Origin of the sequence: Klebsiella grimontii (assembly GCF_042137965.1) — a bacterium.
GTDB lineage: Bacteria > Pseudomonadota > Gammaproteobacteria > Enterobacterales > Enterobacteriaceae > Klebsiella > Klebsiella grimontii.
In genome coordinates this window covers 4,981,708-5,002,264 of record NZ_CP169721.1, presented here as the reverse complement: position 1 = coordinate 5,002,264, position 20,557 = coordinate 4,981,708, and the positions used below count along the sequence as shown (strand labels likewise).

The 20,557-nt window shown below is 56.2% G+C and carries 19 protein-coding genes; 2 read left to right on the top strand and 17 right to left on the bottom strand.

Annotation, left to right across the window (positions count from 1 at the left end):
* Nucleotides 1-6: 6 nt before the first annotated feature.
* The 10 genes from ACE3MN_RS23455 to ACE3MN_RS23410 all read right to left on the bottom strand — a co-directional run bounded on the left by ACE3MN_RS23455 (nucleotide 7) and on the right by ACE3MN_RS23410 (nucleotide 7,238).
* Nucleotides 7-1,149, bottom strand: a complete 1,143-nt coding sequence (locus ACE3MN_RS23455) for a 1-propanol dehydrogenase PduQ (protein WP_004133059.1) — start codon at nucleotides 1,147-1,149, stop codon at nucleotides 7-9.
* 15 nt (nucleotides 1,150-1,164) lie between these two features.
* Nucleotides 1,165-1,422 carry a EutN/CcmL family microcompartment protein gene (locus ACE3MN_RS23450; protein WP_004133057.1) on the bottom strand — a complete coding sequence of 86 codons (258 nt, stop codon included), beginning with the start codon at nucleotides 1,420-1,422 and terminating at the stop codon, nucleotides 1,165-1,167.
* A 26-nt stretch (nucleotides 1,423-1,448) separates the two neighbouring features.
* Nucleotides 1,449-3,050, bottom strand: coding sequence for an acetaldehyde dehydrogenase (acetylating) (locus tag ACE3MN_RS23445; RefSeq protein ID WP_053086563.1), 1,602 nt, complete (start codon nucleotides 3,048-3,050; stop codon nucleotides 1,449-1,451).
* A gap of 53 nt (nucleotides 3,051-3,103) precedes the next feature.
* On the bottom strand, nucleotides 3,104-3,382 hold the full coding sequence (locus ACE3MN_RS23440; RefSeq protein WP_002442217.1) for a BMC domain-containing protein: 279 nt from the start codon (nucleotides 3,380-3,382) through the stop codon (nucleotides 3,104-3,106).
* 15 nt (nucleotides 3,383-3,397) lie between these two features.
* Nucleotides 3,398-3,682 (bottom strand): BMC domain-containing protein, encoded by a 285-nt coding sequence (locus tag ACE3MN_RS23435; RefSeq protein WP_004098238.1) that lies wholly within the window; start codon nucleotides 3,680-3,682, stop codon nucleotides 3,398-3,400.
* 17 nt (nucleotides 3,683-3,699) lie between these two features.
* On the bottom strand, nucleotides 3,700-3,978 hold the full coding sequence (locus tag ACE3MN_RS23430; RefSeq protein WP_004098239.1) for a BMC domain-containing protein: 279 nt from the start codon (nucleotides 3,976-3,978) through the stop codon (nucleotides 3,700-3,702).
* 406 nt (nucleotides 3,979-4,384) lie between these two features.
* Nucleotides 4,385-4,903, bottom strand: coding sequence for a FidL-like protein (locus ACE3MN_RS23425; RefSeq protein WP_004098240.1), 519 nt, complete (start codon nucleotides 4,901-4,903; stop codon nucleotides 4,385-4,387).
* Nucleotides 4,900-5,706 carry a transcriptional regulator gene (locus tag ACE3MN_RS23420; protein WP_049099939.1) on the bottom strand — a complete coding sequence of 269 codons (807 nt, stop codon included), beginning with the start codon at nucleotides 5,704-5,706 and terminating at the stop codon, nucleotides 4,900-4,902. The genes ACE3MN_RS23425 and ACE3MN_RS23420 overlap by 4 nt, the downstream gene beginning before the upstream one ends.
* Nucleotides 5,707-5,723: 17 nt before the next feature.
* Nucleotides 5,724-6,308 (bottom strand): TetR/AcrR family transcriptional regulator, encoded by a 585-nt coding sequence (locus tag ACE3MN_RS23415; RefSeq protein ID WP_004133049.1) that lies wholly within the window; start codon nucleotides 6,306-6,308, stop codon nucleotides 5,724-5,726.
* 147 nt (nucleotides 6,309-6,455) lie between these two features.
* Nucleotides 6,456-7,238, bottom strand: coding sequence for an NAD(P)H-dependent oxidoreductase (locus tag ACE3MN_RS23410; protein WP_004133047.1), 783 nt, complete (start codon nucleotides 7,236-7,238; stop codon nucleotides 6,456-6,458).
* Between the two features lie 87 nt (nucleotides 7,239-7,325).
* Here ACE3MN_RS23410 and ACE3MN_RS23405 point away from each other — a divergent pair, with 87 nt between their 5' ends.
* Together ACE3MN_RS23405 and ACE3MN_RS23400 are read left to right on the top strand one after the other, a co-directional pair.
* On the top strand, nucleotides 7,326-8,234 hold the full coding sequence (locus ACE3MN_RS23405; protein ID WP_224231916.1) for a LysR family transcriptional regulator: 909 nt from the start codon (nucleotides 7,326-7,328) through the stop codon (nucleotides 8,232-8,234).
* On the top strand, nucleotides 8,228-8,671 hold the full coding sequence (locus ACE3MN_RS23400; RefSeq protein WP_049131681.1) for a FosA family fosfomycin resistance glutathione transferase: 444 nt from the start codon (nucleotides 8,228-8,230) through the stop codon (nucleotides 8,669-8,671). Before ACE3MN_RS23405 ends, ACE3MN_RS23400 begins: the two co-directional genes overlap by 7 nt.
* Nucleotides 8,672-8,829: 158 nt before the next feature.
* Here ACE3MN_RS23400 and ACE3MN_RS23395 read toward each other — a convergent pair whose 3' ends face one another.
* The 7 genes from ACE3MN_RS23395 to ACE3MN_RS23365 all read right to left on the bottom strand — a co-directional run bounded on the left by ACE3MN_RS23395 (nucleotide 8,830) and on the right by ACE3MN_RS23365 (nucleotide 20,421).
* Nucleotides 8,830-10,173, bottom strand: coding sequence for an APC family permease (locus ACE3MN_RS23395; protein ID WP_375364185.1), 1,344 nt, complete (start codon nucleotides 10,171-10,173; stop codon nucleotides 8,830-8,832).
* On the bottom strand, nucleotides 10,170-11,081 hold the full coding sequence (locus tag ACE3MN_RS23390; RefSeq protein ID WP_004137247.1) for an acetamidase/formamidase family protein: 912 nt from the start codon (nucleotides 11,079-11,081) through the stop codon (nucleotides 10,170-10,172). Before ACE3MN_RS23390 ends, ACE3MN_RS23395 begins: the two co-directional genes overlap by 4 nt.
* Nucleotides 11,082-11,532: 451 nt before the next feature.
* The gene (gene symE, locus ACE3MN_RS23385; RefSeq protein WP_154923492.1) at nucleotides 11,533-11,868 is read right to left on the bottom strand and encodes an endoribonuclease SymE; all 336 of its coding nucleotides are present in this window, start codon (nucleotides 11,866-11,868) and stop codon (nucleotides 11,533-11,535) included.
* A 350-nt stretch (nucleotides 11,869-12,218) separates the two neighbouring features.
* On the bottom strand, nucleotides 12,219-13,586 hold the full coding sequence (locus tag ACE3MN_RS23380; RefSeq protein ID WP_154923491.1) for a restriction endonuclease subunit S: 1,368 nt from the start codon (nucleotides 13,584-13,586) through the stop codon (nucleotides 12,219-12,221).
* Nucleotides 13,583-15,202 (bottom strand): N-6 DNA methylase, encoded by a 1,620-nt coding sequence (locus ACE3MN_RS23375; RefSeq protein ID WP_375364184.1) that lies wholly within the window; start codon nucleotides 15,200-15,202, stop codon nucleotides 13,583-13,585. The genes ACE3MN_RS23380 and ACE3MN_RS23375 overlap by 4 nt, the downstream gene beginning before the upstream one ends.
* Before the next feature lie 66 nt (nucleotides 15,203-15,268).
* Nucleotides 15,269-18,778: a type I restriction-modification system endonuclease gene (gene hsdR / locus ACE3MN_RS23370; protein WP_154923488.1), complete on the bottom strand. Its 3,510-nt coding sequence runs from the start codon at nucleotides 18,776-18,778 to the stop codon at nucleotides 15,269-15,271.
* A 218-nt stretch (nucleotides 18,779-18,996) separates the two neighbouring features.
* Entirely contained in the window at nucleotides 18,997-20,421 is a 1,425-nt protein-coding gene (locus ACE3MN_RS23365; RefSeq protein ID WP_154923486.1) for a PLP-dependent aminotransferase family protein, read from the bottom strand.
* Nucleotides 20,422-20,557 lie beyond the last annotated feature (136 nt).

Genomic DNA, 20,557 nt, shown 5'->3' with positions numbered 1-20,557 from the left:
TTGTTATCAGGCGTTACCGGTCCACGCCCGGCGATAGAGTTCGGTTAATGCGTGAGCGTCCGGCGCGCGTGGGTTCGTCGGCGTACAGCTGTCGCGCAGCGCCTGGCCGACCATCTCCGTCAGCCGTTGTTCAAAATCGGCAGCATCGATGCCGGTGTCGCGAATACCGGTCGGCATGCTCATTTCGTCTTTTAGCGCCTGAATGGCGACCAGCAGGCTGGCGACGCCCTGGCGGGTATTGGCCGCAGGCAGGTCCAGCAGATGGGCTAATCGGGCATATTTGCGGGCGGCATCGGTAGCGCACTGCCCTTGATAATCGGCGTTCCACGCCACCACTTCCGCCATTAGTAGCGCGTTGGCGCGACCATGCGGCACGCGGAAAACGCCGCCCAGCGCGTGGGCGAGGCTGTGGGTGATGCCGAGCGAGGCGTTGGTGAAGGCCATACCCGCCATGCAGGAGGCGTTGTGCATCTTTTCGCGCGCCAGCAGGTCGCCGCCGTTACGCCAGCAGGTCGGCAGGTAGCTAAACACCTGCTGCACCACTTTCTCCGCCAGCGCATCGGAAAAGTCGCTGGCGGCGCGGGAGACATAGGCTTCCAGCGCGTGACACAGCACGTCCATCCCGGTATCGGCGGTGATCGCCGGCGGCACCGAGGCCACCAGAGCCGGGTCAAGAATGGCGATATCCGGCAGCAGCGACGGGTCCACCAGCACCAGCTTCTCGGCGTGGGCCTTCACCACCGAAAAGGCGGTGACTTCCGAGCCGGTGCCGCTGGTGGTGGGGATCGCCACAAAGCAGGGCGGCTCGCGGTGAGCGTCCGGACGGGTTTGCGCCAGGGCGAAAATAACCGCTTTGGCTGCATCAATCACCGAACCGCCGCCCAGCGCGATAACCAGATCCGGATAGCTGCTATCCATCCGCTTCATACCGCGCACTACGGTGGCGATATCCGGGTCGGCCACCACGTCGTCCCAGACCTGGAAAGCGATGCCGCGCGCATTGAGGATCTGCGTGACGCGATCGGCGAGGCCAAACTTAACCATCGCCTGGTCAGTGACCAGCAGCACGTTGCGGGCGGGCAGCTCGTTCAGGATGGCAAGCGCATCCTGACCAAAGCGAATCCGGGGTTTCAGCAAAAATTCACTCATTGGGTTATTGACTCCTTAAGCGTCCCGAAACACGTTCTCGACAATGGCGACCACCGACATGGCCTTGTAGCGCTCTTTGTTGAGCGCCAGGTACTCTTCGGCCAGCACGATGTCGTGCATACCGGCGCCGACGCTGTCAACGGCAACCCAGGTGTGGTCTTTCATCGGCTGCTGGTCATCATCCAATTTGACGATCAGCAGCAGGTTGCTGCCCCGTAGCTCATCGCATTTCTGCGTGGCGACGACATGTCCGACTACCTTTGCGAGAATCATTGTTTTTATCGCCTTATATCAATGTGTTACTTACCAAGGCGTTCCAGCACCTGGCGGATGACGCGTTCCACGTTTTGCTCATTAATTTCGCTTTCCGCGCCGACGGCGGCAGTCGCAAAGCGATCGTCGGCGCTGGCCGGATGGGCTGCAGTGGCGGCCGCCGCCGGGGCGTTAAAGCGCTCATCGTCGAAGATGCTGCGGTTCGGGCCGGCTGCCGGGCTGACGATGATCGGCTGCGGTTCCGGGCGGCTGCCCGGCGCGCGCAGCTCATCGATGGAGCGCACGCCGTAGCCCACTTTGCGGATGTTGAGCAGGTTCATCGGCCCGACGTTGTCCGAGCTGGAGCCGCCGCCGACCGCGCCGCAGCCGAGGGTCAGGGCCGGGGTGATGTTGGTGGTCGCGCCGATGCCGCCCAGCGCCGCCGGGGTGTTGATCAGAATGCGGTTAACCGGTTTTTCGAGGCAGAACTGGCGGATGACGTCCTGATTACGGGTGTGGATCACCAGCGTGTGGCCGAGGCCTTCGTTGGTCAGTAGCTCTACCACGCGGTGGCAGGCGGCTTTCCAGTCCTCTTCGACGTACAGGCCGAGTACCGGGCACAGTTTTTCCCGCGAGTAGGGGTTGGTATGCGATACCGTAGTTTGCTCGGCAATCAGCACTCGGGTGCTGGCCGGAACGCAGAAACCGGCCATCTGGCTCAGATACAGCGCGGTTTTACCGACCACTTTGGGGTTGATGGTGCCGTTGGGGCGCAGCAGCAGGGCCGCCATTTTTGCCGCTTCGCTTTCGTTCATGAAGTACGCGCCCTGGGCTTCCAGTTCGCGGTGCACCTCGTCGTAAATGCAGCGCTCGACGATAATCGACTGCTCGGAGGCGCAGATCACGCCGTTATCGAAGGTTTTGCTGGTGATGATATCTTTCACCGCGTGGGGGATATCGGCGCTGCGTTCGATAAATGCCGGGCCGTTACCCGGGCCGCCGCTGATGGTCGGCGTGCCGGACGCGTAGGCGGCGCGCACCATACCTTCGCCGCCGGTCGCCAGGATCAGCGACACGTCTTTGCTGTGCATCAGCTCTGAGGTGGCTTCGAGGGTCAGCTGGCTAATGGCGTCGACGCTACCGGCAGGCGCCCCTGCGGCTTCCGCCGCGCGCTTCACGATTTCAATCGCTTTCCAGCTGCACTGACGGGCGCCGGGATGCGGGGAGAAGATAATCGCGTTGCCGGCCTTCAGGGCGATCAGCGTTTTATAGATGACGGTGGAGGTCGGGTTGGTCGACGGTACCAGCGCGCAAATCACCCCCAGCGGCACGCCCACGTCCATCACTTTTTGTACCTGATCGTCATGAATGATGCCGACGGTCTTCATATCTTTGATGGCGTCGTAGACGCGCAGCGAGGCGAAGCGGTTCTTCAGCACTTTGTCCTGCCAGTTGCCAAAACCGGTTTCTTCCGCGGCCATTTTCGCCAGCGCTTCGGCATGATGCGCCGCTTCCTGGGCCACGTTCTTCACGATGGCGTCGATTTGCTGCTGCGAAAAGGTGGCCAGAATCGCCTGCGCCTTTTTGGCATTGCGCACCAGCTCCCGGGCGTTCTGCCGGGACTGCAAATCGTTATCCAGTTCAATCATGAGTCTATCCTTCATCAGACTAAAAGAGTGGAGACGGGGCGCGCCCTGTCAGGTCATGCTTTGTGCTGCGCCGCGATTTTTTCGATGTCGTTATGCGGACGCGCGATGACGCGAGAGGTGACGACTTCGCCGATGCGTTTTGCCGCTTCCACGCCGGAATCTACCGCGGCATTCACCGCGCCGACGTCGCCTTTCACCATCGCGGTGACGAGGCCGGAGCCGACGTTTTCATAGCCAATCAACTCCACGTTGGCGGCTTTACACATCGCATCCGCGGCTTCGATACAGGCCACCAGACCTTTGGTTTCGATAAGACCAAGCGCTTCTTTCATCAGGTTTTTCTCCGGTTAATCCATGATTTTGTAATGCGAGACGATTTTGTTGATGTCGTTATGCGGACGAGCGATAACCAGTGAGGTCACCACTTCGCCGATGCGCTGCGCGGATTCGACGCCGGAATCCACCGCCGCTTTCACCGCGCCGACGTCGCCCTTCACCATCGCGGTGACGAGGCCGGAGCCGACGTTTTCATAGCCAATCAGTTCAACGTTGGCGGCTTTACACATCGCATCCGCCGCTTCGATACAGGCCACCAGCCCTTTGGTTTCAATCAGACCTAATGCATCACCCATTTGCGTTCTCCTGGCCATCAGGCCTTGTGTTTAATGACGATTTTGTTGATGTCGTTATGCGGACGAGCGATAACCAGCGAGGTCACCACTTCACCGATGCGCTGCGCGGATTCGACGCCGGAATCCACCGCCGCTTTCACCGCGCCGACATCGCCCTTCACCATGACGGTCACCAGCCCCGAGCCGATGTTTTCATAGCTAATCAGCTCAACGTTGGCGGCTTTACACATCGCATCCGCTGCTTCAATGCAGGCCACCAGACCTTTGGTTTCGATAAGCCCTAATGCATCACCCATGGTTTCTCCTTCAGAACAGGTTTTGTGATTCGGGAAAACCGTCCGCGTAACGACGTCAGGACGCGGAAGCGGCGTTCGGGGTTCACTATAGGGAATGGCGAATGAAGTGAAATTTAAATCTGCTTAATGTGTATTTTTAGTTTTTTACTCTGTGAATTAGATTTAAAAAGCGGGCGATTTATGCGTTTGTGCTGCCTGACTGAGGGGGATTGAGTGACATTTGCGGCGTTTTTTTCACCCTTTAGCCGAAAGCGAAATGATGTTAATAAGTTGCTAATTTATTGCAGATCAGGGGTAATTTGACGATGTATGAAGTGTGGAGAGGATCGTGTTTTATTCGGCAGGCTAAATGCAAAACGTGCGGTTTTACTAAAGCGGAAGCGATGAAGGAAAAGCGGGTGTGAGCTTAGTCAAGTTTGCTGCCGGACTTCAGCGTGCAGACGTAGAGCGGTGAGTTGATAGAGCTGAGAAGAATGGCTTTCTCATTGAGCTTCTGCGCGTTGAGGAACAGGCCATCGTGGCTGTCGGACATCTCGCGCATAAAGTAGTCGAAGATGACGTCCGGCGACTCATCGATGGACGAGGCGCTGGATTCCCACTTGCTGATGCGATAGTGGCGCTCGGTGGTGGAGATGCGTTTGCTGGTGTAGCTGAATTTGACGTAGCGCTGGAGATAGAGCCAACCGGCGGCGGAATCGGTATAGCCTTCGACGACCATCGACCCTTTTCCGTTGGCGGCGAAATTGAAATGGATATTGCCGTTGACGTTCTCTTTCTCCATGTTCTCAAAGCGCATAATCGCTTTGGTCGAGCAGCTCATCACCCCGCCGTTTTCGACCGGTAGCAGCTTCCAGGCGCAGAACCCGGCGGCGGCAATAAATACCAGGCTGGAGAGGGCGAAAAAGGGGCGCGGGGCGAGTCTCATTGCGGCTTCCATGAATAGTAAAAATAGTTATCGCAGTAGCTGAACGGGTTATCTTCATGCATCGCGCAGTGGGCGAGGAATACCCGGCCCAGGCCGTTGGTTTCCAGCCGGTCGCCATAGAAGAAGACAAAGCGTTCGCCGGGCTTGCACTCCAGCTTCAGGCGCTGGCGCACGACATCAAAATTCTTGCCATAGGCGGTTCCGGCAACGGAGCGCAGCATCTCATCGCTGGCCAGCAGCTCGCACTGGCTGTGGCGCATTTGCGTCAGGGTGATGGGGTGCGAAGTGTTGCCGCCGAGAAAGCTGCATACCACCAGCAGCAGTGCGATGGTGAGCAGGCAGCCGCCAGCCAGATACCAGCAGGTGCCGCGCGCGTGGCGGCTGGAAACGGTCTTTTTTTCTTCCGGGACCGTGGCCGGGTCTGGCTCAGCTTCTGCCGCGAGCGGCGGCTCCGGCTCCGGCTCCGGGCTGGCGTCGAGCATCTCGATAGTGAGATCGGGATTGAGCTGCAGTAGTCCGCGCGACACGGTGACGATAATGTTGTCGATATCGTAGTGGCGAAAGGTTTTGCGCAGCATGCTCAGATACTGATTGAGATTGCTGTTGGATGAAGTTAAACCGTTGTCATCCCAGACTTTTTTAAGCACCTCATCGCGGCTGACCACCTCGGTGTGGCGCAGGAAGAACCACAGCAGTGCGTTGGCGGTGATGGACAGCTGGCTGTCCGCCTCATCGCTTCCCGGTAACGTTAGCGTGCCGTCCATTGCATCATAAATAAGACGGCCATGGATGTTATAGCGCATCGCGGCCTCAACATGCTTCACGCAGGAAGCGTCATCTTCGTCAGATCGCTGACCAGCGACTGCCGGTGCCCGGGGCTCATAGTGCGCCCCTCGGTTAATTCCGATAGCCAGATGCCGTCCGCCGCATAGCGCACCAGCGTGCCGGTATGGCTATTGTCCAGTTCATCACCTTTCGCCAGATGGTCGAGCATCCAGTCGCGCCAGCATTTTCGCAGCACCGGTTCATCCGGCATGGCCAGCGACAGCACCATCAGCTGGCGGCTCTCTTGAGTATCCGTAAGTTCCGGGGCCGACAGATAGTGCAGATAGGCGCGGGTAAAGCGGCCATAAGAGACGTTATCCGCGGCCATAAGCTCTGAAATCGCTTCTTCCATAATCGCCAGCAGGCGGGCAAAGAGGGCGAAAATCAGCGCCTGCTTGTTGGGGAAATGGTGCAGTAAACCGCCTTTGCTGACGCCCGCTTCGCGCGCAACGGCGTTCAGCGACAGCGAGGCGATGCCGTCCCGACCGGCAATGGTGGCCGCGGATTCCAGCAGCTGCTTATGCAGACGGACGGGATCTTTTTTACGATGTTGGGCTTCTATATTCATGGTCCGAATCATACCGACCAGACGGTATGATTATTCTTGATCGCTATCAATATGCGAAGGGGCGTAGCGGGGCGCGATGCCGTTATTGCGTGGAGGCTCACAGTTCACCTTATGAATTGTGGTGATATTCGCCGCGCCGCGAATATCACCCACCGAGATTCACATCGGCTTCACGTGGATAGCGAGGCCGTTTTCTCCAGGCGCCAGCTCCGGACGCAGGTTCAAAGAGGGGATCAGATAGTCGCCGTGATTCTGACGACGGAAGGGAATGGGCGGCGTGTCAGAGAGGGTATCCAGCCGCCGGGCCAGCTCCTCGCGCAGGATGGCGAAGCGCTGTTCATCGAGTTTGTCGGTGCGGTAGAACACCACCGGCGGCAGGACGTCAAAGCCGGGAAAGAACAGCATCCCGTGCTGAATGGGGAACAGGATATCGTCGATAGACCCGTTAATTCCGCGCGGCGCGTAGTGCTCCGCCCATCCGCCGGCGGTAACGACCAGCATCGCCCGTTTCCCCGCGAACGTGCCTTCGCCGTAGCGATCGCCCCAGTGGGTTTCGCTGTGCTCGCCGACGCCGTAGGCAAACCCGTAAGCGTAGACCCGGTCAATCCAGCCCTTCATGATGGCGGGCAGTGAAAACCACCATAGCGGGAACTGAAAAATCACCGTATCGGCCCACAGCAGCTTCTCCTGTTCGCCCACGATATCCGCGCTTTGCGTGCCGTTAGCGAAGGCGTATTGCGAATCCCGCGTCGCCCGCCAGCTTTCACCGACCGGCGGGGCGCTGCTGTCATCGGCATCAAATCCCGCCTTCCAGCGCATGGCGTAGAGGTCGGACACCTGCACCTCGTGACCGGCGTTTTGCAGATGCTGCACGGCAAAATCTTTCAGCGCGCCGTTCAGCGAGCGCGGCTCGGGATGGGCATAAACCAGTAATATTTTCATTGAAATCACCTCTGAGCAATGGAGAGCTGCAGAGTAGAGTCGGCGACGCTATAGTAGAAATGAATTGCTGCAATGACAGGTATAGTGATGATTAATCTCCAGGGGCTGGATCTCAATTTGCTGCGTACGCTGAACGTCCTGCTCAGCGAAAATAACGTCACCCGCGCGGCGCTGCGCCTCAATTTGTCGCAGCCGTCGGTCAGCGTGCAGTTGGCAAGACTACGGGAGATTTTCGCCGACCCGCTGCTGCTACCGGGGCCGCGCGGAATGCAGCCCACCGCCCGCGCCGATGAACTGCGCGGGCCGCTGCGCGATGCGCTGCTGGCGCTGGAGCTGGCGGTAGCGCCGGTTCAGCCTTTTGACCCGGCCACGGCGGCGCAGACCTGGCGGGTGGCGGCGACGGACTATATGGCGTCGGCGATTTTGCTGCCGGTGCTCAATACCCTGCGCGTCGCCTCTCCGGCCAGCCGCCTGGCGCTGTTTGAGCTACAGCCCGCACGGCTGGTACAGCAGGCGGATCGCGACGAAGTGGATCTTTTTTTTCACACGCGCGACGGCGCGCCGCCCGGGCTGCATCAGCGTTTGTTGTTCCACGAACGCTACGTGCTGGCAGGGCGGGCCGGGCATCCGGCGCTACAGTCGCCATTAAGCCTGGCGCAGTTCTGCCAGCTGGAGCAGGTGATTGTCTCGCCGGACGGCGGAGGATTCAGCGCCGCGACCGATAACGCGCTGGCGAATCTCGGGCTGGCGCGGCGGGTTGTCCTTTCCGTGCCACATTTCCTGTTTATGCTGGAGACGCTGCACAATAGCGAACTGGTGGCGGTGCTGCCGGAGCGGCTGGTGCGCGACGCTGGCGGCCTGACGGTGGTCGAACCGCCGCTGGCGGTCGCCGGGTTTGAGATGCTGATGCTGTGGCACGAGCGTTGGCACCGCGATCCGGCGCACCGGTGGCTGCGCCAGCAAATCGTATCGTCATTAGAGGGGAAGCCATGTTAAGCGGATTAAATCATCTGACTCTGGCGGTCAGCCAACTGGCGCCGAGCGTGGCGTTTTATCAGCAGCTGCCGGGGATGACGCTGCACGCCCGCTGGGATAACGGCGCGTATTTTTCCTGCGGCGACCTCTGGTTGTGCCTGTCGCTGGACCCGCAGCGGCGCGTTACCCCGCCGGAGGAGAGCGACTACACCCACTACGCGTTCAGCATTGCGGAAGAGGATTTCGCGCTTTTTGCCGGGCGGCTGAATGCGGCTGGCGTTCCGGTATGGAAAACCAATAAAAGCGAAGGTGCGTCGCACTATTTTCTCGACCCGGACGGCCACAAGCTGGAGCTGCACGTTGGCAACCTCGCCCGGCGCCTGGCGGCGTGCCGGGAGAAGCCCTATAAAGGTATGGTGTTTTTTGGCGAGGACGAACAAACGGTCGGGAACCCGTAGCCCGGCTGAGCGCAGCGCGAGCCGGGGAAAAGCGGAGGCGGCATTGCGCGTTGTTTCCCCGGAGGCGGCGCTTGACGCGCCTTGTCCGGGCTACCGGCCCGTGCGATCGGGTAGCCCGGACAGGCGCAACGCGCCGCCTCCGGGATAGATAAATTGCGTTAGCCTTCCAGCTTCAATTCCACATTGCGCTTGAGCACCAGGCGCATCAGCAGGTAATAGACCACTCCAACCGCCAGCCAGCTCAGCCCCAGTACCTTCGCCTGCGCGTCCATTTCATAAATAACAAAGCCGATAATGCACAGGCCCACCACCGGGAACAGCAGGTGCACCACCAGATTGCGCGATTTCTGACGAATGATGTAATGGTTTATCACGGCGATATGCAGCACCAGGAAGCCCATCAGCGCGCCGAAGTTCACCAGACGGCTGAGGTTATCGATATCGCCGTAGAACCACAGGCCGGAAGCCAGCGAAATCAGCGCCACAAACAGGGTGCTGACGTAAGGCGTTTTCAGCCGCGGGTGCACTTTCGCCAGCAACTGCGGCAGCTGCTTATCGCGCGCCATCGCAAACAGAATGCGCGACACGGCGGCCTGCGCTACCAGGGCGTTAGCAATCCCCCACGAGATCACCGTCGACCACATGGTGACATACTTCAGCCAGCCGCCGCCCGCCAGATTCGCGGTATCGTAGAAGGCGGTATCCAGGCTGCTAAACGTCATGCCCTGCGCCAGATCGGCGGCAATCCACGTCTGCAGGATAAACAGCGACCCCACCAGCATCAGCGCGCCCAGCGACGCCTTACCCACGGTATCTACGCCGCCTTTCGTTTCCTCCGACAGCGTGGAGATCCCGTCGAAGCCGAGGAACGAGAGCACGGCGATGGAGACCGCGCCCATCACCAGCGGCAGGCTGAACTTATCGGCGTTATAGAATGGGTCGAGGGTCAAATGGCTCGCCCCGGCGCCGGAGTAGAGCGCAATCAGCCCCAGCACGACGAACACTGACAGCACCACGATCTCCGCGATCAGAATCGTGTTATTGGCGCGTGCGGTAAAGGTAATGCCGCGCAGGTTAATCAGGCTGTTAATCGCGATAAAGCCGACAATCCACAGCCAGCCCGGCACGCCCGGCAGCATGGGCGCCAGCGCCGCCGCGCTGACGATATAGAGCAGCGACGGCACCAGAATATAGTCCAGCAGGATCAGCCAGCCGGCAAAAAAGCCGACAATCGGATGAATACCGCGCTGGGCATAAGCGTATACCGAGCCGGAAACCGGAAACGCGCGCGACATCGACCAGTAGCTCATGGCGGTAAAGAACATCGCCACCATACCGATGAGATAGGCCAGCGCCACCATGCCCTGCGCGCCGTCCCAGACGTAGCCAAAGACGCCAAACGGCGCGATGGGTACCATAAATATCATGCCGTAGACCAGCAGATCGCGGAACGTCAGCGCCCGATGCAGCTCCTGCTTATAGCCAAATTGTTCAACGCTCATGCCCGCTCCCCTTCGATGCTCAGGGAGAGCTGTTCAGCCACTGACTTTGGTAACGCATAGCGGCAGGTTTTCAGCGGATCGACAACCTGACAGATTTGCAGGTCGCCCGCAATGCTCAGGATGCTGATGGCGTCTGCCAGCATCAGGGAGGTATTGTCGGCGATAAAATGCGCCATATTGCGGGTAGCCATGGCGGCGGCATCATCGAGTGTCAGCGCCGAGGCGAGGGTAAACAGGGTCTCGCTGTTTTCGAGCATCGGCAGCGGCAGGCGGCGGTTTTTAACCACCGTCAGTTCGACCAGTACTTCGCCGGGGATTTCCAGACCGCAGACCGAGACTTCGCCATCGCCCATCGCGGCGTGTAAATCCCCCAGTCCGAACAGCGCGCCGGGGACGTTGACCGGCAGCCACAGGGTGCTGCCGGCGGTAATCATTTTGCAGTCCATATTGCCGCCGTGGCTATCCGGCGTGCCGCAGGAGATGGCTTCCCCGGCAGGCGCGACGCCGATCACGCCGACCATCGGATTAAGCGGCACGCGCACGTTGCCGGGCAGTATGGCATGGTCGTTTTCAATGGGCACGATGGTGACCTTCGGGGCATCGAGCTCGTCGCCAATCACCCCCAGCTGCGGTGCGGTGACCATCACCGCCTGATTGCTGCTTAGGGTAATGCGTTTGATGGTGACCTTGAGCGCATCGCCCGGCTCGGCGCCCTCGACGTACACCGGCCCGGTCGCCGGGTTAATACGCTGCCAGTCCAGTTCGTTGAACACGGCATCGGCGGAGGTGATTTGGTCGGAGAAGCAGTCGCAGGTTTCAAACAGCACTTCACTTCCGCTGCTGACGGTAGCGACAGGAGCGTTATCCCGCGACATGGCGTAAACCACCCGATCTTTGGTAATTTTCATGACATTCATCCCGATTATATTGTTGTGTTTTTTATATTTAGAGTTTCCCGTATAGGGAATGAGTGAATGTATCGGGATTATTATGGGAAGGCAATCAGGTCAGGTTTTTCAAAAATAAATGATATATATTTGCTGGTGAATCATGCGGTTAGATATATTGGTGGGGTTTTCTTATATGCTGGTTATTTAGCAAAAAACTTTTTGTTATTTTAGCTTTAGTGGTTATTTTCTAATTGTTTACTGCTATGGGACTATTATCCAGCATATTACGCTGCTGCGTACGGCGGTATGATTTTAAAATATGCGGTGATATGAGCGGATTATAAGGTTTTAGGTGCCGTGAGAAGAGAAATCCCGGAGGCGGCGCTTGACGCGCCTGTCCGGGCTACCGGCCCGCAGACGGCCGGTATCCCGTAGCCCCGGTCAGCGCAGCGCCGCCGGGGAATTTAGCTTAGGCCAGCTTACATTTCTGCCCGGCGATCGCGCCGATTAACGCCTGCACCTGTTTTTGCTTGCGCGCCGACAGCTTATGCAGCTGGCGCAGAGATTCCACCAGTTCCGGCTCCGGCTGCTTTGCCGTCAGCACGATGCAACCTTCCATTACTTTGATATCGATTTTGGCACCAGTGGCAAAACCGGCAGCTTCCAGCCACTGTCCTTTCATGATAATCGCCGGGATACGCTGATGATCTTCAAAGCGGCTCGCGTAACTGACGGTGCCTTTACGGTTATTTTCCGGGGAGACTTCTGGATCGGTGAATTCTGCAATAGAATGCGGGGTAGTCATGGTCTCTATTCCTTTTCAATAGGGATTGTGATGAGCGATATGGCCGTGTTCCCGCACGGCTATATCGCGTTAAATACCTGTATATATCATCAGTAAATAAAAGAAAAGTCCAGCTGAAAATAGACTGTAATGGGAACGTACAGGAAAGGACAGTATATATTTTTGATGTTTATAGTTACGATAAATAATATACATAAAATCATTTTAGCTGCATTAAGACGGCAAGAGAACGAGTCCCCAGAAGCGTATATAAATACGTGGCTGGGGTGAGCGAACGCAGCCAGCGCCGAGGCAACTTGAAGGATGAAGTGTATAAAAGCGCACCGGTCAGATGCGCTTAAAAATAACAGTTAGGCTTTTATTCGCGTGGTTTTTTTACTGCTGCTGGCGGTGCGTTCGGCCTTGATTTTCTCCAGCAGGGCGGCGGCGCTATTTTCACCGCTGATGAGATCAGGGTTTTCGGCACGCCACTGAGCGGTAAGCTCGCCGCGGAAGGCTTTTGCCAGGATCGACTGGGTGAGGATTTTGACGCGGGCTAGGGCGCTGTCGACCTGCTTTTCAATGGTGTCGGCGTAGGCGAAGAGTTGTTCGACGCGGCGGACGATTTCGTGTTGTTCGGGGAGTGGGGGAACTATTACTGGTATTTCACGAACTTTATTCAAATTTAAATTTGGTTGGTTACCACCAGCAGCGGCTTTCCTTGTTTCCTGATAATTTTCCATTAAGCGCATTTTTAAAAATTGCAGGTCAATTTTTTCTTTATCACATATAATTGCCGCGCAGGCTTGATTGCATGCTGCATGTATTTTTAATTCTGTGACTTGACCACGAGTTTTCCCTTCGCCATACATCGCTAAAAGTAGTGTACCTGGAGAAAATATTTTAAGCGTACATTCTTTTAGTGCAATAGGTGTAATAAATTGCTCTGCGATTTCTGTATAAATTTCGCCGGTACTTGAACTTGTTAACCAAGGAATTGAACCATTCTCCCAATACTTTACTTCAGTTCGCTTAGGGGTTTTACCGGTAGCTACCTGAGCTAATTCACCAATACTGCTATTAATCCATGAAGAGGATAATATGTGGCTACTTTTACGCCACTCTTCTGTAAGCTTGCCACTCATTGCAATAGATAGCACTGCCTGACGAAAACGTTTCAGGATTTGTGGGATTTGCTCAAGACGTGCTTTGGTGCTAACAACCTGCGCCAGCAGCGTATCGAGTTTTTCGGCGATGATTTTTTGTTCAGCAAGAGGCGCGAGATGGAAGGATAACGCTTCTATGCTTTTTCCAGATATGTTGGGTTGTGCTCCGCCGTAAGCTTCATCTAGAATTGTTTTTGATGCGGATGTAATTAAATAGTTTCTATATTTTTCATCGCCATATTTAGATGAACGTAATTTAATATTCCCAACGCGTTGGTTTTGATATGCGGGAATATTACCTGCGTATATTCCTATTTTTCCTGTTGTAGCCCCAGACATGGCGATAAGCAAATCGCCCTTTTCGATAGTAAAACCTTCAGCGCCCTGAAGAACATGGACCGCAGAACTATCAGTGGCACATGTACCGTCTAAGTCAGAAATTCTGATTACTGGGTATGAATGGGCCCCAGGAGTGACATATTCAGTACTTTTAAATGCAAAACCATTTTTAAGATATAGATAGTCGCCAAGAACGGCTTGTACCCACCCCTCCGGCAATTTCCCCCCACTCATGCCTTCACCTCACCAAACGCTTCACTCAGCAACTGACGCTGCACATCCGCCTCATCGCCCGCGCCCAGCTCGCGCATCAGCGCGTCCAGCTCACCCAGCGCCTGCACTAGCTCGCTCATGGCCTCCGCTGCCAGCACGTCCGGCTCCGGCAGGCTTTCGGCGTCGATGCTGTCTTTATCCTTCAGCCAGGAGATATCCAGCGAATCGGATTTTGCCGTGCGGATCCACTCACGGCTGAATTTGCGCCAGCGGCTGGTGGCCTGGTGCTGATCGGCGTTTTTATTCTCTTCGCTGTCGGCGACTTCGCTCTCTTCGGCGTTGAAGCTCCACTCACCCTCGGTACGCGGGCTTAAGCCGTGCGGATCTTCACCGTAGACGGTTTCAAACGGCTGTAGGTGCTGCTCGGTAAACGGTGTGCGTTTGCCAAAGCTCGGCATATTGGTACGCAGGTCATACACCCAGACATTTTCGGTGCAGTTCTCTTCCTGGTATTTATCGGCGTCGGTGCCTTTGGTGAAAAACAGCACGTTGGTTTTCACGCCCTGCGCGTAGAAAATCCCGGTCGGTAAACGCAGGATGGTGTGCAGATTGCATTTGTTCATCAGGTCGCGGCGAACGTCGGCACCGACCCCGGCTTCAAACAGCACGTTATCAGGTAGCACAACGGCGGCACGACCGCCCGGCTTCAGGTTGCGGTAAATATGCTGCAAAAAGGCCAGCTGTTTATTGCTGGTGTTATAGGTAAGGTCATCGCGGGTAATACTGGCTTCTCCGCCCTTGGAGGTACCAAACGGTGGGTTGGCTAAAATAATATCGGCTTTCGCCAGCGACTGTCCAGCCATGCCCAGCGCGTTGCCCTGATGCACCACGCCTTTTTCATCGCCTTCCATTCCGTGCAGCAAGCAGTTCATCAGCGCCAGACGGCGGGTAGATGGCACCAGCTCAACGCCGATAAAGGCTTTATTCTTCTGGAATACGCGCTCTTTGTCCGACAGATCGTACAGGTCGTCGGTGTTGGCCTTGATGTACTGATCGGCGGCAATCAAAAAGCCCGCAGTACCGGCGGCAGGATCCTGAATCACTTCGCCCGGCCGCGGTTTGATGCAGCGCACCATGCTGTTGATCAGCGCACGCGGGGTAAAGTACTGCCCGGCACCGGACTTGGTTTCACCGGCGTTCTTTTCTAGCAGCCCTTCATACAGGTCGCCCAGACCGTCTTTCTGCGCGCTGAACCAGTCAATCTGATCCAGCGAGCGGATCAACTGCTCAAGGTGGCGCGGCTCGCGTAGGCGCGTTTGCGCGTCGGCATAAATTGCGGTGATCAGCGGGTCGGCATGGACCAGTTTGCCTTCGGCGTCTTTACCGGTAGAGAGTTTAAGCAGAATTTGTTTGTAGTCGTTCAGCAGGTTAAGACCGGATTTGCTATTTAAATCGCTCCAGCGGCACCCTTCTGGCAGGATGTGTTTATCCAGCGTTTCCGCTTCGGTGTTCTCGTGCACCATCTTGATAAACAACAGTAATACCAGCTCGGTGACGTAATCACTGTAGTTGATGCCATCGTCACGCAGGACGTCACAAAGATTCCAGAGTTTCTGAACGATTTCGTTGTTACTCATAGCTATTCCGGTTAAGGCCGGTTACCCGGCCTGTCTGTCAAAAAATGATGGGGAAGGGTATCACGATCAGGCGGATTTTGGTGCCCACAATGCATCGCTCATCTGATCGAGAATGGTGTCCAGTTGGTTGTCCAGCAGGCTGTTGAGCTTCTTTGTTCCGCCGTCGGCGGAGAACAGGTGATTTACGAAGTTTTTATCCAGCACCACTTCATGGACCAGCTGTTTTGCCAGCCGTTCCAGCCAGCGTTTCTGTAATTTACTCCAGCTATGCTGGGCATAGATTTTGTCCAGCGCTAGCTTCACGCGTTCCTCGAACGGAATAAGCGGTTCACCGAGGGCGGCCTGGCGGATATGCCCAATGATGGTGGCGGCGATATCCTGGCTGCTCTGGGTTCGCACCGCCGAGCGCAGGCTAGCCTCGCTGTAGCCCGCTTCATCCAGCAAAAGACGGATCTCTTTTAACTGCTCACGTGTCAGGTCGCGTGGACGGTTAATCACCACCGACAGCGCTGCGGACTGGTTGATTTGCGTGGAGATAAACTCATTAAAGCTTTGCAGGTAGTCGGCGGGTTTCTGGTAGCGCCCGTAGGTCTGCTCTTTGCTGATGAGTTCATCATCATGGTCTGAAATCACCGGGCGGTACTCGCTGCCCAGCAGGGCTCCGACATCGCTTAACTGACGAATCAAACTGCGATGCTGCTTGAGAAACGCCGAGGCTTGCTGCGGGCCAAGCTTATGCAGATGCTGGTGCAATTGCTTTGGCTCCACGCCCCAAAGTTCTTCCAGTTCATTAAGCTTTTTGCGGATTTCTGGGCGTTTTTCGGCCTTTTTCTCCGCTTTACGCAGGACGCGCATAATTTTCTGGCTGAGCTGATTGAGCAAGCTATCCGCCTGCGTTTCCGTTGGGCTATCGCCCTGATTGTTCAGCGCCGTTTCCAGCACATCGTCATTCGATAGTTCTTCAACCAGTTGCTCGATGCTGACGCCCGCGTTTTTCACCAGCGGCTTCATGGTGTTCACATCCTGAAGCGTGGCGTAGATATCCACCGGATCGTGGATCCAGAAGACGGTTTTACCGATATCGTCGCAGCGCCGGGTGGCGCGGCCGATCATCTGCTCGTACAGAATGCGTGATTTTACCCGACGCAGGAACACCAGATGGGTGATCGCCGGAACGTCAATACCGGTGGTTAACAGATCCACGGTGATCCCAATGCTGGGGTAGCGTTCGTTTTTGAAACGCTTGATAAGCTTGCTGACCTGATCGCTCTTGCCGGTGATCTTCTCAATCGCGGCCTGATTAAAGTCTGGGTTGACCGCGCCCATGGCCTCATCAAGAAGGCGCTTAACCATATCGGCGTGGGCGTCCGTGGCGCAGAAAATCAGCGTTTTTTCATCGCCGGAAGGGTCTATCTCTTTCGCCAGCTCTTCGCAGATCACCCGGTTAAAATCTTCGGTGATGACTTTACGGTTGAAGGCATCGACGTCGAAATTCAGCTCGTCTTCCAGCTCGCTGGTATCGACTTCCCCCGTTTCTGCATCCACGGCACTGACGGTGTCGCCAATCTCAAAGTGAATACCGTATTTGCTGAGCTGGGTTTCATAGCGAACCGGGGGTTCGTGGTCAATCAGCCAGTCTTCCGCCACAGCTTCCCGGTAGGAATAAACATAAACGGGGTGACCAAAAATCTCGCTGGTGTGTTTGGCTGGGGTGGCGGTCAGACCGATTTTTACGGCGTCAAAATAGTCGAGCACCCGACGATAGCTGGAGAGATATTGGGCGTTATCGCGGATAGAGAGTTCGCCCTCGGTCATCTCCTGATCCAGCGTGTAACCACGGTGCGCTTCGTCAATGATGATGCAGTCGTAGGTATCTACCGCAGGCGGCGTGCCGGAACGATAGATCCGGCTGACCATGGATTGCACTGTGGCAACTTGTACGCGGGTTTCTGCTTCTGCCGCCATATCACCCAGCTCGGCGACATTATAGATTTGTGAAAGCGTCTGGTTCTGTTCCAGCGAAGCCTCTTTAAAAGCATCCTGCGCCTGTTCACCGAGCGCAGAGCGGTCGACGAGAAAGAGTATCCGTTTAAAGCGTTCGGCCTTCAGAAAGCGGTAGATTAAGCCAATAATGGTACGTGTTTTGCCTGTCCCGGTCGCCATAGCCAGCAACGCTGCACGCGAGCCCTGTTCCAGTGCGGACTCGACGGCCTTAACCGCGTTGACCTGGTAATCACGCAAGCCAAGATAGCTAAACGGCTCTTGATGCAATTTGGCTTCTGCTTCCACCCGGCTACGATGCAGGCGGTCCATCAGACCTTCTGGCGTGATAAAGCTTTCCAGTGGATAGCGGGTATTGTCAGGCGAGCGAACATCGCGGAACCACGTTCCGGAGTGTTCGGCGGACTGTTTGATATAAGGCCGACCGTTGCAAGAGAACACGAAAGGAATTTGATAAACGCTATTCACACCATCTTCCCAGCCTTTGATGCGCCCTTCTTCAGACCAGGCGGGGATCATGGATGCGTCAAACTGAAAACCTTTGCTGTAGCGCTCGGCCTGGGGGATTTTCCCGGCCACATTTTCGTTTTTTCTTTTTGCTTCAACGGTTGCGACGGGGGTGAGCCCGCAGAAAAGAACGTAATCTGCTCTGCCATGTTCGTCATCGGCAAAAGTCGGCCATTCTGCAATGGCTTTGTTCACCCCTTTTTCAGGGCGGGAGCCTTTTTTCCAGGTGATTTCCTGAGTATCTGCCAGCCAGCCCCATTCATTTAGCTGCTGGTCAATCAGGATCCGCGTCAGCTCTTCGGTAATGATGTGCTTGCGGGCATAGCTGGACTTGCGGCCAAACTCTTTGCGCTGGGCCGTAATGGCTTGCTGTGTTTGCTGAGCAAGCTGCGCCTGCAAGGCGGTGAGCTTCGCTTCATAATTTTGCTGGAGCGTTTGCAGATCCTGCTGGCTTATTTCCAGCAATTGCTGTTGTTCTCTGGCCTCAATATCCATTTCGTGAGCCAGCTGCTCATATTCTTCTTTTTGCTGTTTAAGTAAATTCTGAAGCTGCTCGCTGGATTCTAGCTTTTGGTTCGCTGCCAATAAGGTTTGTTTGAGTTGTTCGATGGCAGAGTGAGATTTATTGAGCTGTTCACTTGGGTCATGCGGCGGAACAAAAGGGCCCGGATTAAACTGACTACCGGCATCACCAAATGTCTGGTGGAACCAAATTGCCAGCGCACGGGCGACTTTCAGCGCATCCATCGCTTCACGGTGACGGGTCTGGAACTGATGCGTCGCTTTATTACCTTCAATTCTCAGCGTATGAAATAACTGACGGATGGCAGGATCAAACTGTAATTCTCTGTCCAACCTGTAGAGCAACTCTTGCTGGTTTGGATTATCTTCCCGGCTAATATTCAACCGGGCAGCAATATTTTGCGCCAGCGCTTCACCAAACTGGCGTAGCTTCATCAGCGTGGTATTGGGATCGCTGGAGAATAGCCGTTCTGCGGTGGCGGTGATTTGAACCAATAGCGGATCGTATTCTGCCAGGAAATCAAAGTTTGTTTGTTGAGTTGTCAAGGTTGAACTCCTTGCAGCATTCACCCGCCGGATGTGGCTGGTGTAGCAGAGGATGAAAAGGTATTTTTGCGAGACGCCTTCCAAAATCATAACGCTGTACTTTTTTTTATCAAGCGTTATGACGAGAGGATGTAATGGCTAACACATTAAAAATACTCAAGAATGAGGTAAATAATGTGTTAATGATGGAATTACCATTTTCATCTTGCGATGCCTTATCACTCCGGTGCCCACTCCATCGCCACCTTCAACGCCATTCCCAGCTGCACCATCACCTCTTTATGCTTCTCGATCGGCGGCAGGGCGCAGTTGATCCTTAAGCAGTTGCGGTATTTCCCGGATGCTGAAAACAGCGATCCCGGCGCGACCTGGATTTTCAGCCGGCACAGCTGTTTCGCGACGCAGACCATATCCACCTGCTCCGGCAGCTCGACCCACAGCATAAAGCCGCCTTTCGGGCGGGTAACGCAGATTCCGCAGGGGAAAAATTCCCGCAACCAGCAGGTGTAGATCTCCATATTACGCTGATAGATCTGCCGCATCCGCCGCACGTGGCGATGGTAGTGGCCTTCGCGAATAAATACAGAGGCCGCCAGCTGGGTGGAGGGGACGTTGGTGCCGCTCGCGGCATACTTCATCTGTAGCAGACGATCGTAATAACGGCCGGGGGCAATCCAGCCGATGCGCAGGCCGGGAGCGATGGTTTTGGTAAACGAACTGCAGAGCATCACCCGGCCATCGATATCCCAGGAATGGATGGTGCGCGGGCGCGGGTATTCGGTCGCCAGCTCGCCGTAGATATCATCCTCAAAGATAACGATATCGTGGCGCTGGGCGAGGCATAGCACCGCCCGCTTGCGGGCATCCGGCATGATAAATCCCAGCGGATTATTGCAGTTGGGGACCAGGATCACCCCTTTGATCGGCCATTGATCGAGCGCCAGCTCTAACGCCTCGATGCTGATCCCGGTTTCCGGATCGGTGGGGATCTCGATGGTTTTTAGCCCTAATCCGCGTAGCATCTGCATGGTGCCGTAGTAGCAAGGGGATTCGACGGCGACGATATCGCCGGGCTGGCACACCGACAGCAGCGCCAGCGACAGCGCGCTGTGGCAGCCGCTGGTAAGCACCAGATCGTTGGCGGTGACCACCGAACCGCCGTCGAGCATCAGGCGGGCGATCTGTTCCCGCAGTTCGCGACGCCCGGCCAGCTCGTCGTAGTTCAACACTTCGCTAAGGTTGTGCTGAATTGCCCGGCTCAGCTCGCGCCAGATAGGCTTCAGGCTTGGCTGGGTGACGTCCGGCGAGCCGCCGCCGAAGGGGATAATCGATTTATCGTGGCGGGCGTCGAGCATGGTCAGCACCTGATCCCACTGGGTGATCTCGACGGGACGCTGGACCGGACGCGACATCGGCGGTACCGGCGGCTGGGCTTTACGCGGGGCCACGAAATAGCCGGATCGCGGCTGCGGCACGATCAGCTGCTGCTGTTCCAGCGTCTGGTAGGCCTGCTGAACGGTGCTGATGCTGACGCCGTGTTCCTGGCTCAGGCTGCGTACCGACGGCAGCTTTTCGCCGGGGCGATACAGCCCCTGTTCGATGCGTTCTGCCAGCAGGCTGGCCAGATGTTGATAGCGGGTCATGCTGTATCCTTGATCGTCGCCATACAGATCAATAAACCAGTACAGATTGGCGGTAAAAATGAGGTCTGCTGTACGTTTTAGCGAATCTGTATGTTAAAGAAAAGTATTTTGTGAATCTGTATTGTTTAGCCCCGGA

Bases quoted from the DNA above. Each gene is read 5' to 3' on its own strand.
- ACE3MN_RS23455 (WP_004133059.1), bottom strand. From the start codon at position 1,149: ATGAGTGAATTTTTGCTGAAACCCCGGATTCGCTTTGGTCAGGATGCG.
- ACE3MN_RS23450 (WP_004133057.1), bottom strand. From the start codon at position 1,422: ATGATTCTCGCAAAGGTAGTCGGACATGTCGTCGCCACGCAGAAATGC.
- ACE3MN_RS23445 (WP_053086563.1), bottom strand. From the start codon at position 3,050: ATGATTGAACTGGATAACGATTTGCAGTCCCGGCAGAACGCCCGGGAG.
- ACE3MN_RS23440 (WP_002442217.1), bottom strand. From the start codon at position 3,382: ATGAAAGAAGCGCTTGGTCTTATCGAAACCAAAGGTCTGGTGGCCTGT.
- ACE3MN_RS23435 (WP_004098238.1), bottom strand. From the start codon at position 3,682: ATGGGTGATGCATTAGGTCTGATTGAAACCAAAGGGCTGGTGGCCTGT.
- ACE3MN_RS23430 (WP_004098239.1), bottom strand. From the start codon at position 3,978: ATGGGTGATGCATTAGGGCTTATCGAAACCAAAGGTCTGGTGGCCTGC.
- ACE3MN_RS23425 (WP_004098240.1), bottom strand. From the start codon at position 4,903: ATGAGACTCGCCCCGCGCCCCTTTTTCGCCCTCTCCAGCCTGGTATTT.
- ACE3MN_RS23420 (WP_049099939.1), bottom strand. From the start codon at position 5,706: ATGCGCTATAACATCCATGGCCGTCTTATTTATGATGCAATGGACGGC.
- ACE3MN_RS23415 (WP_004133049.1), bottom strand. From the start codon at position 6,308: ATGATTCGGACCATGAATATAGAAGCCCAACATCGTAAAAAAGATCCC.
- ACE3MN_RS23410 (WP_004133047.1), bottom strand. From the start codon at position 7,238: ATGAAAATATTACTGGTTTATGCCCATCCCGAGCCGCGCTCGCTGAAC.
- ACE3MN_RS23405 (WP_224231916.1), top strand. From the start codon at position 7,326: ATGATTAATCTCCAGGGGCTGGATCTCAATTTGCTGCGTACGCTGAAC.
- ACE3MN_RS23400 (WP_049131681.1), top strand. From the start codon at position 8,228: ATGTTAAGCGGATTAAATCATCTGACTCTGGCGGTCAGCCAACTGGCG.
- ACE3MN_RS23395 (WP_375364185.1), bottom strand. From the start codon at position 10,173: ATGAGCGTTGAACAATTTGGCTATAAGCAGGAGCTGCATCGGGCGCTG.
- ACE3MN_RS23390 (WP_004137247.1), bottom strand. From the start codon at position 11,081: ATGAAAATTACCAAAGATCGGGTGGTTTACGCCATGTCGCGGGATAAC.
- symE (WP_154923492.1), bottom strand. From the start codon at position 11,868: ATGACTACCCCGCATTCTATTGCAGAATTCACCGATCCAGAAGTCTCC.
- ACE3MN_RS23380 (WP_154923491.1), bottom strand. From the start codon at position 13,586: ATGAGTGGGGGGAAATTGCCGGAGGGGTGGGTACAAGCCGTTCTTGGC.
- ACE3MN_RS23375 (WP_375364184.1), bottom strand. From the start codon at position 15,202: ATGAGTAACAACGAAATCGTTCAGAAACTCTGGAATCTTTGTGACGTC.
- ACE3MN_RS23365 (WP_154923486.1), bottom strand. From the start codon at position 20,421: ATGACCCGCTATCAACATCTGGCCAGCCTGCTGGCAGAACGCATCGAA.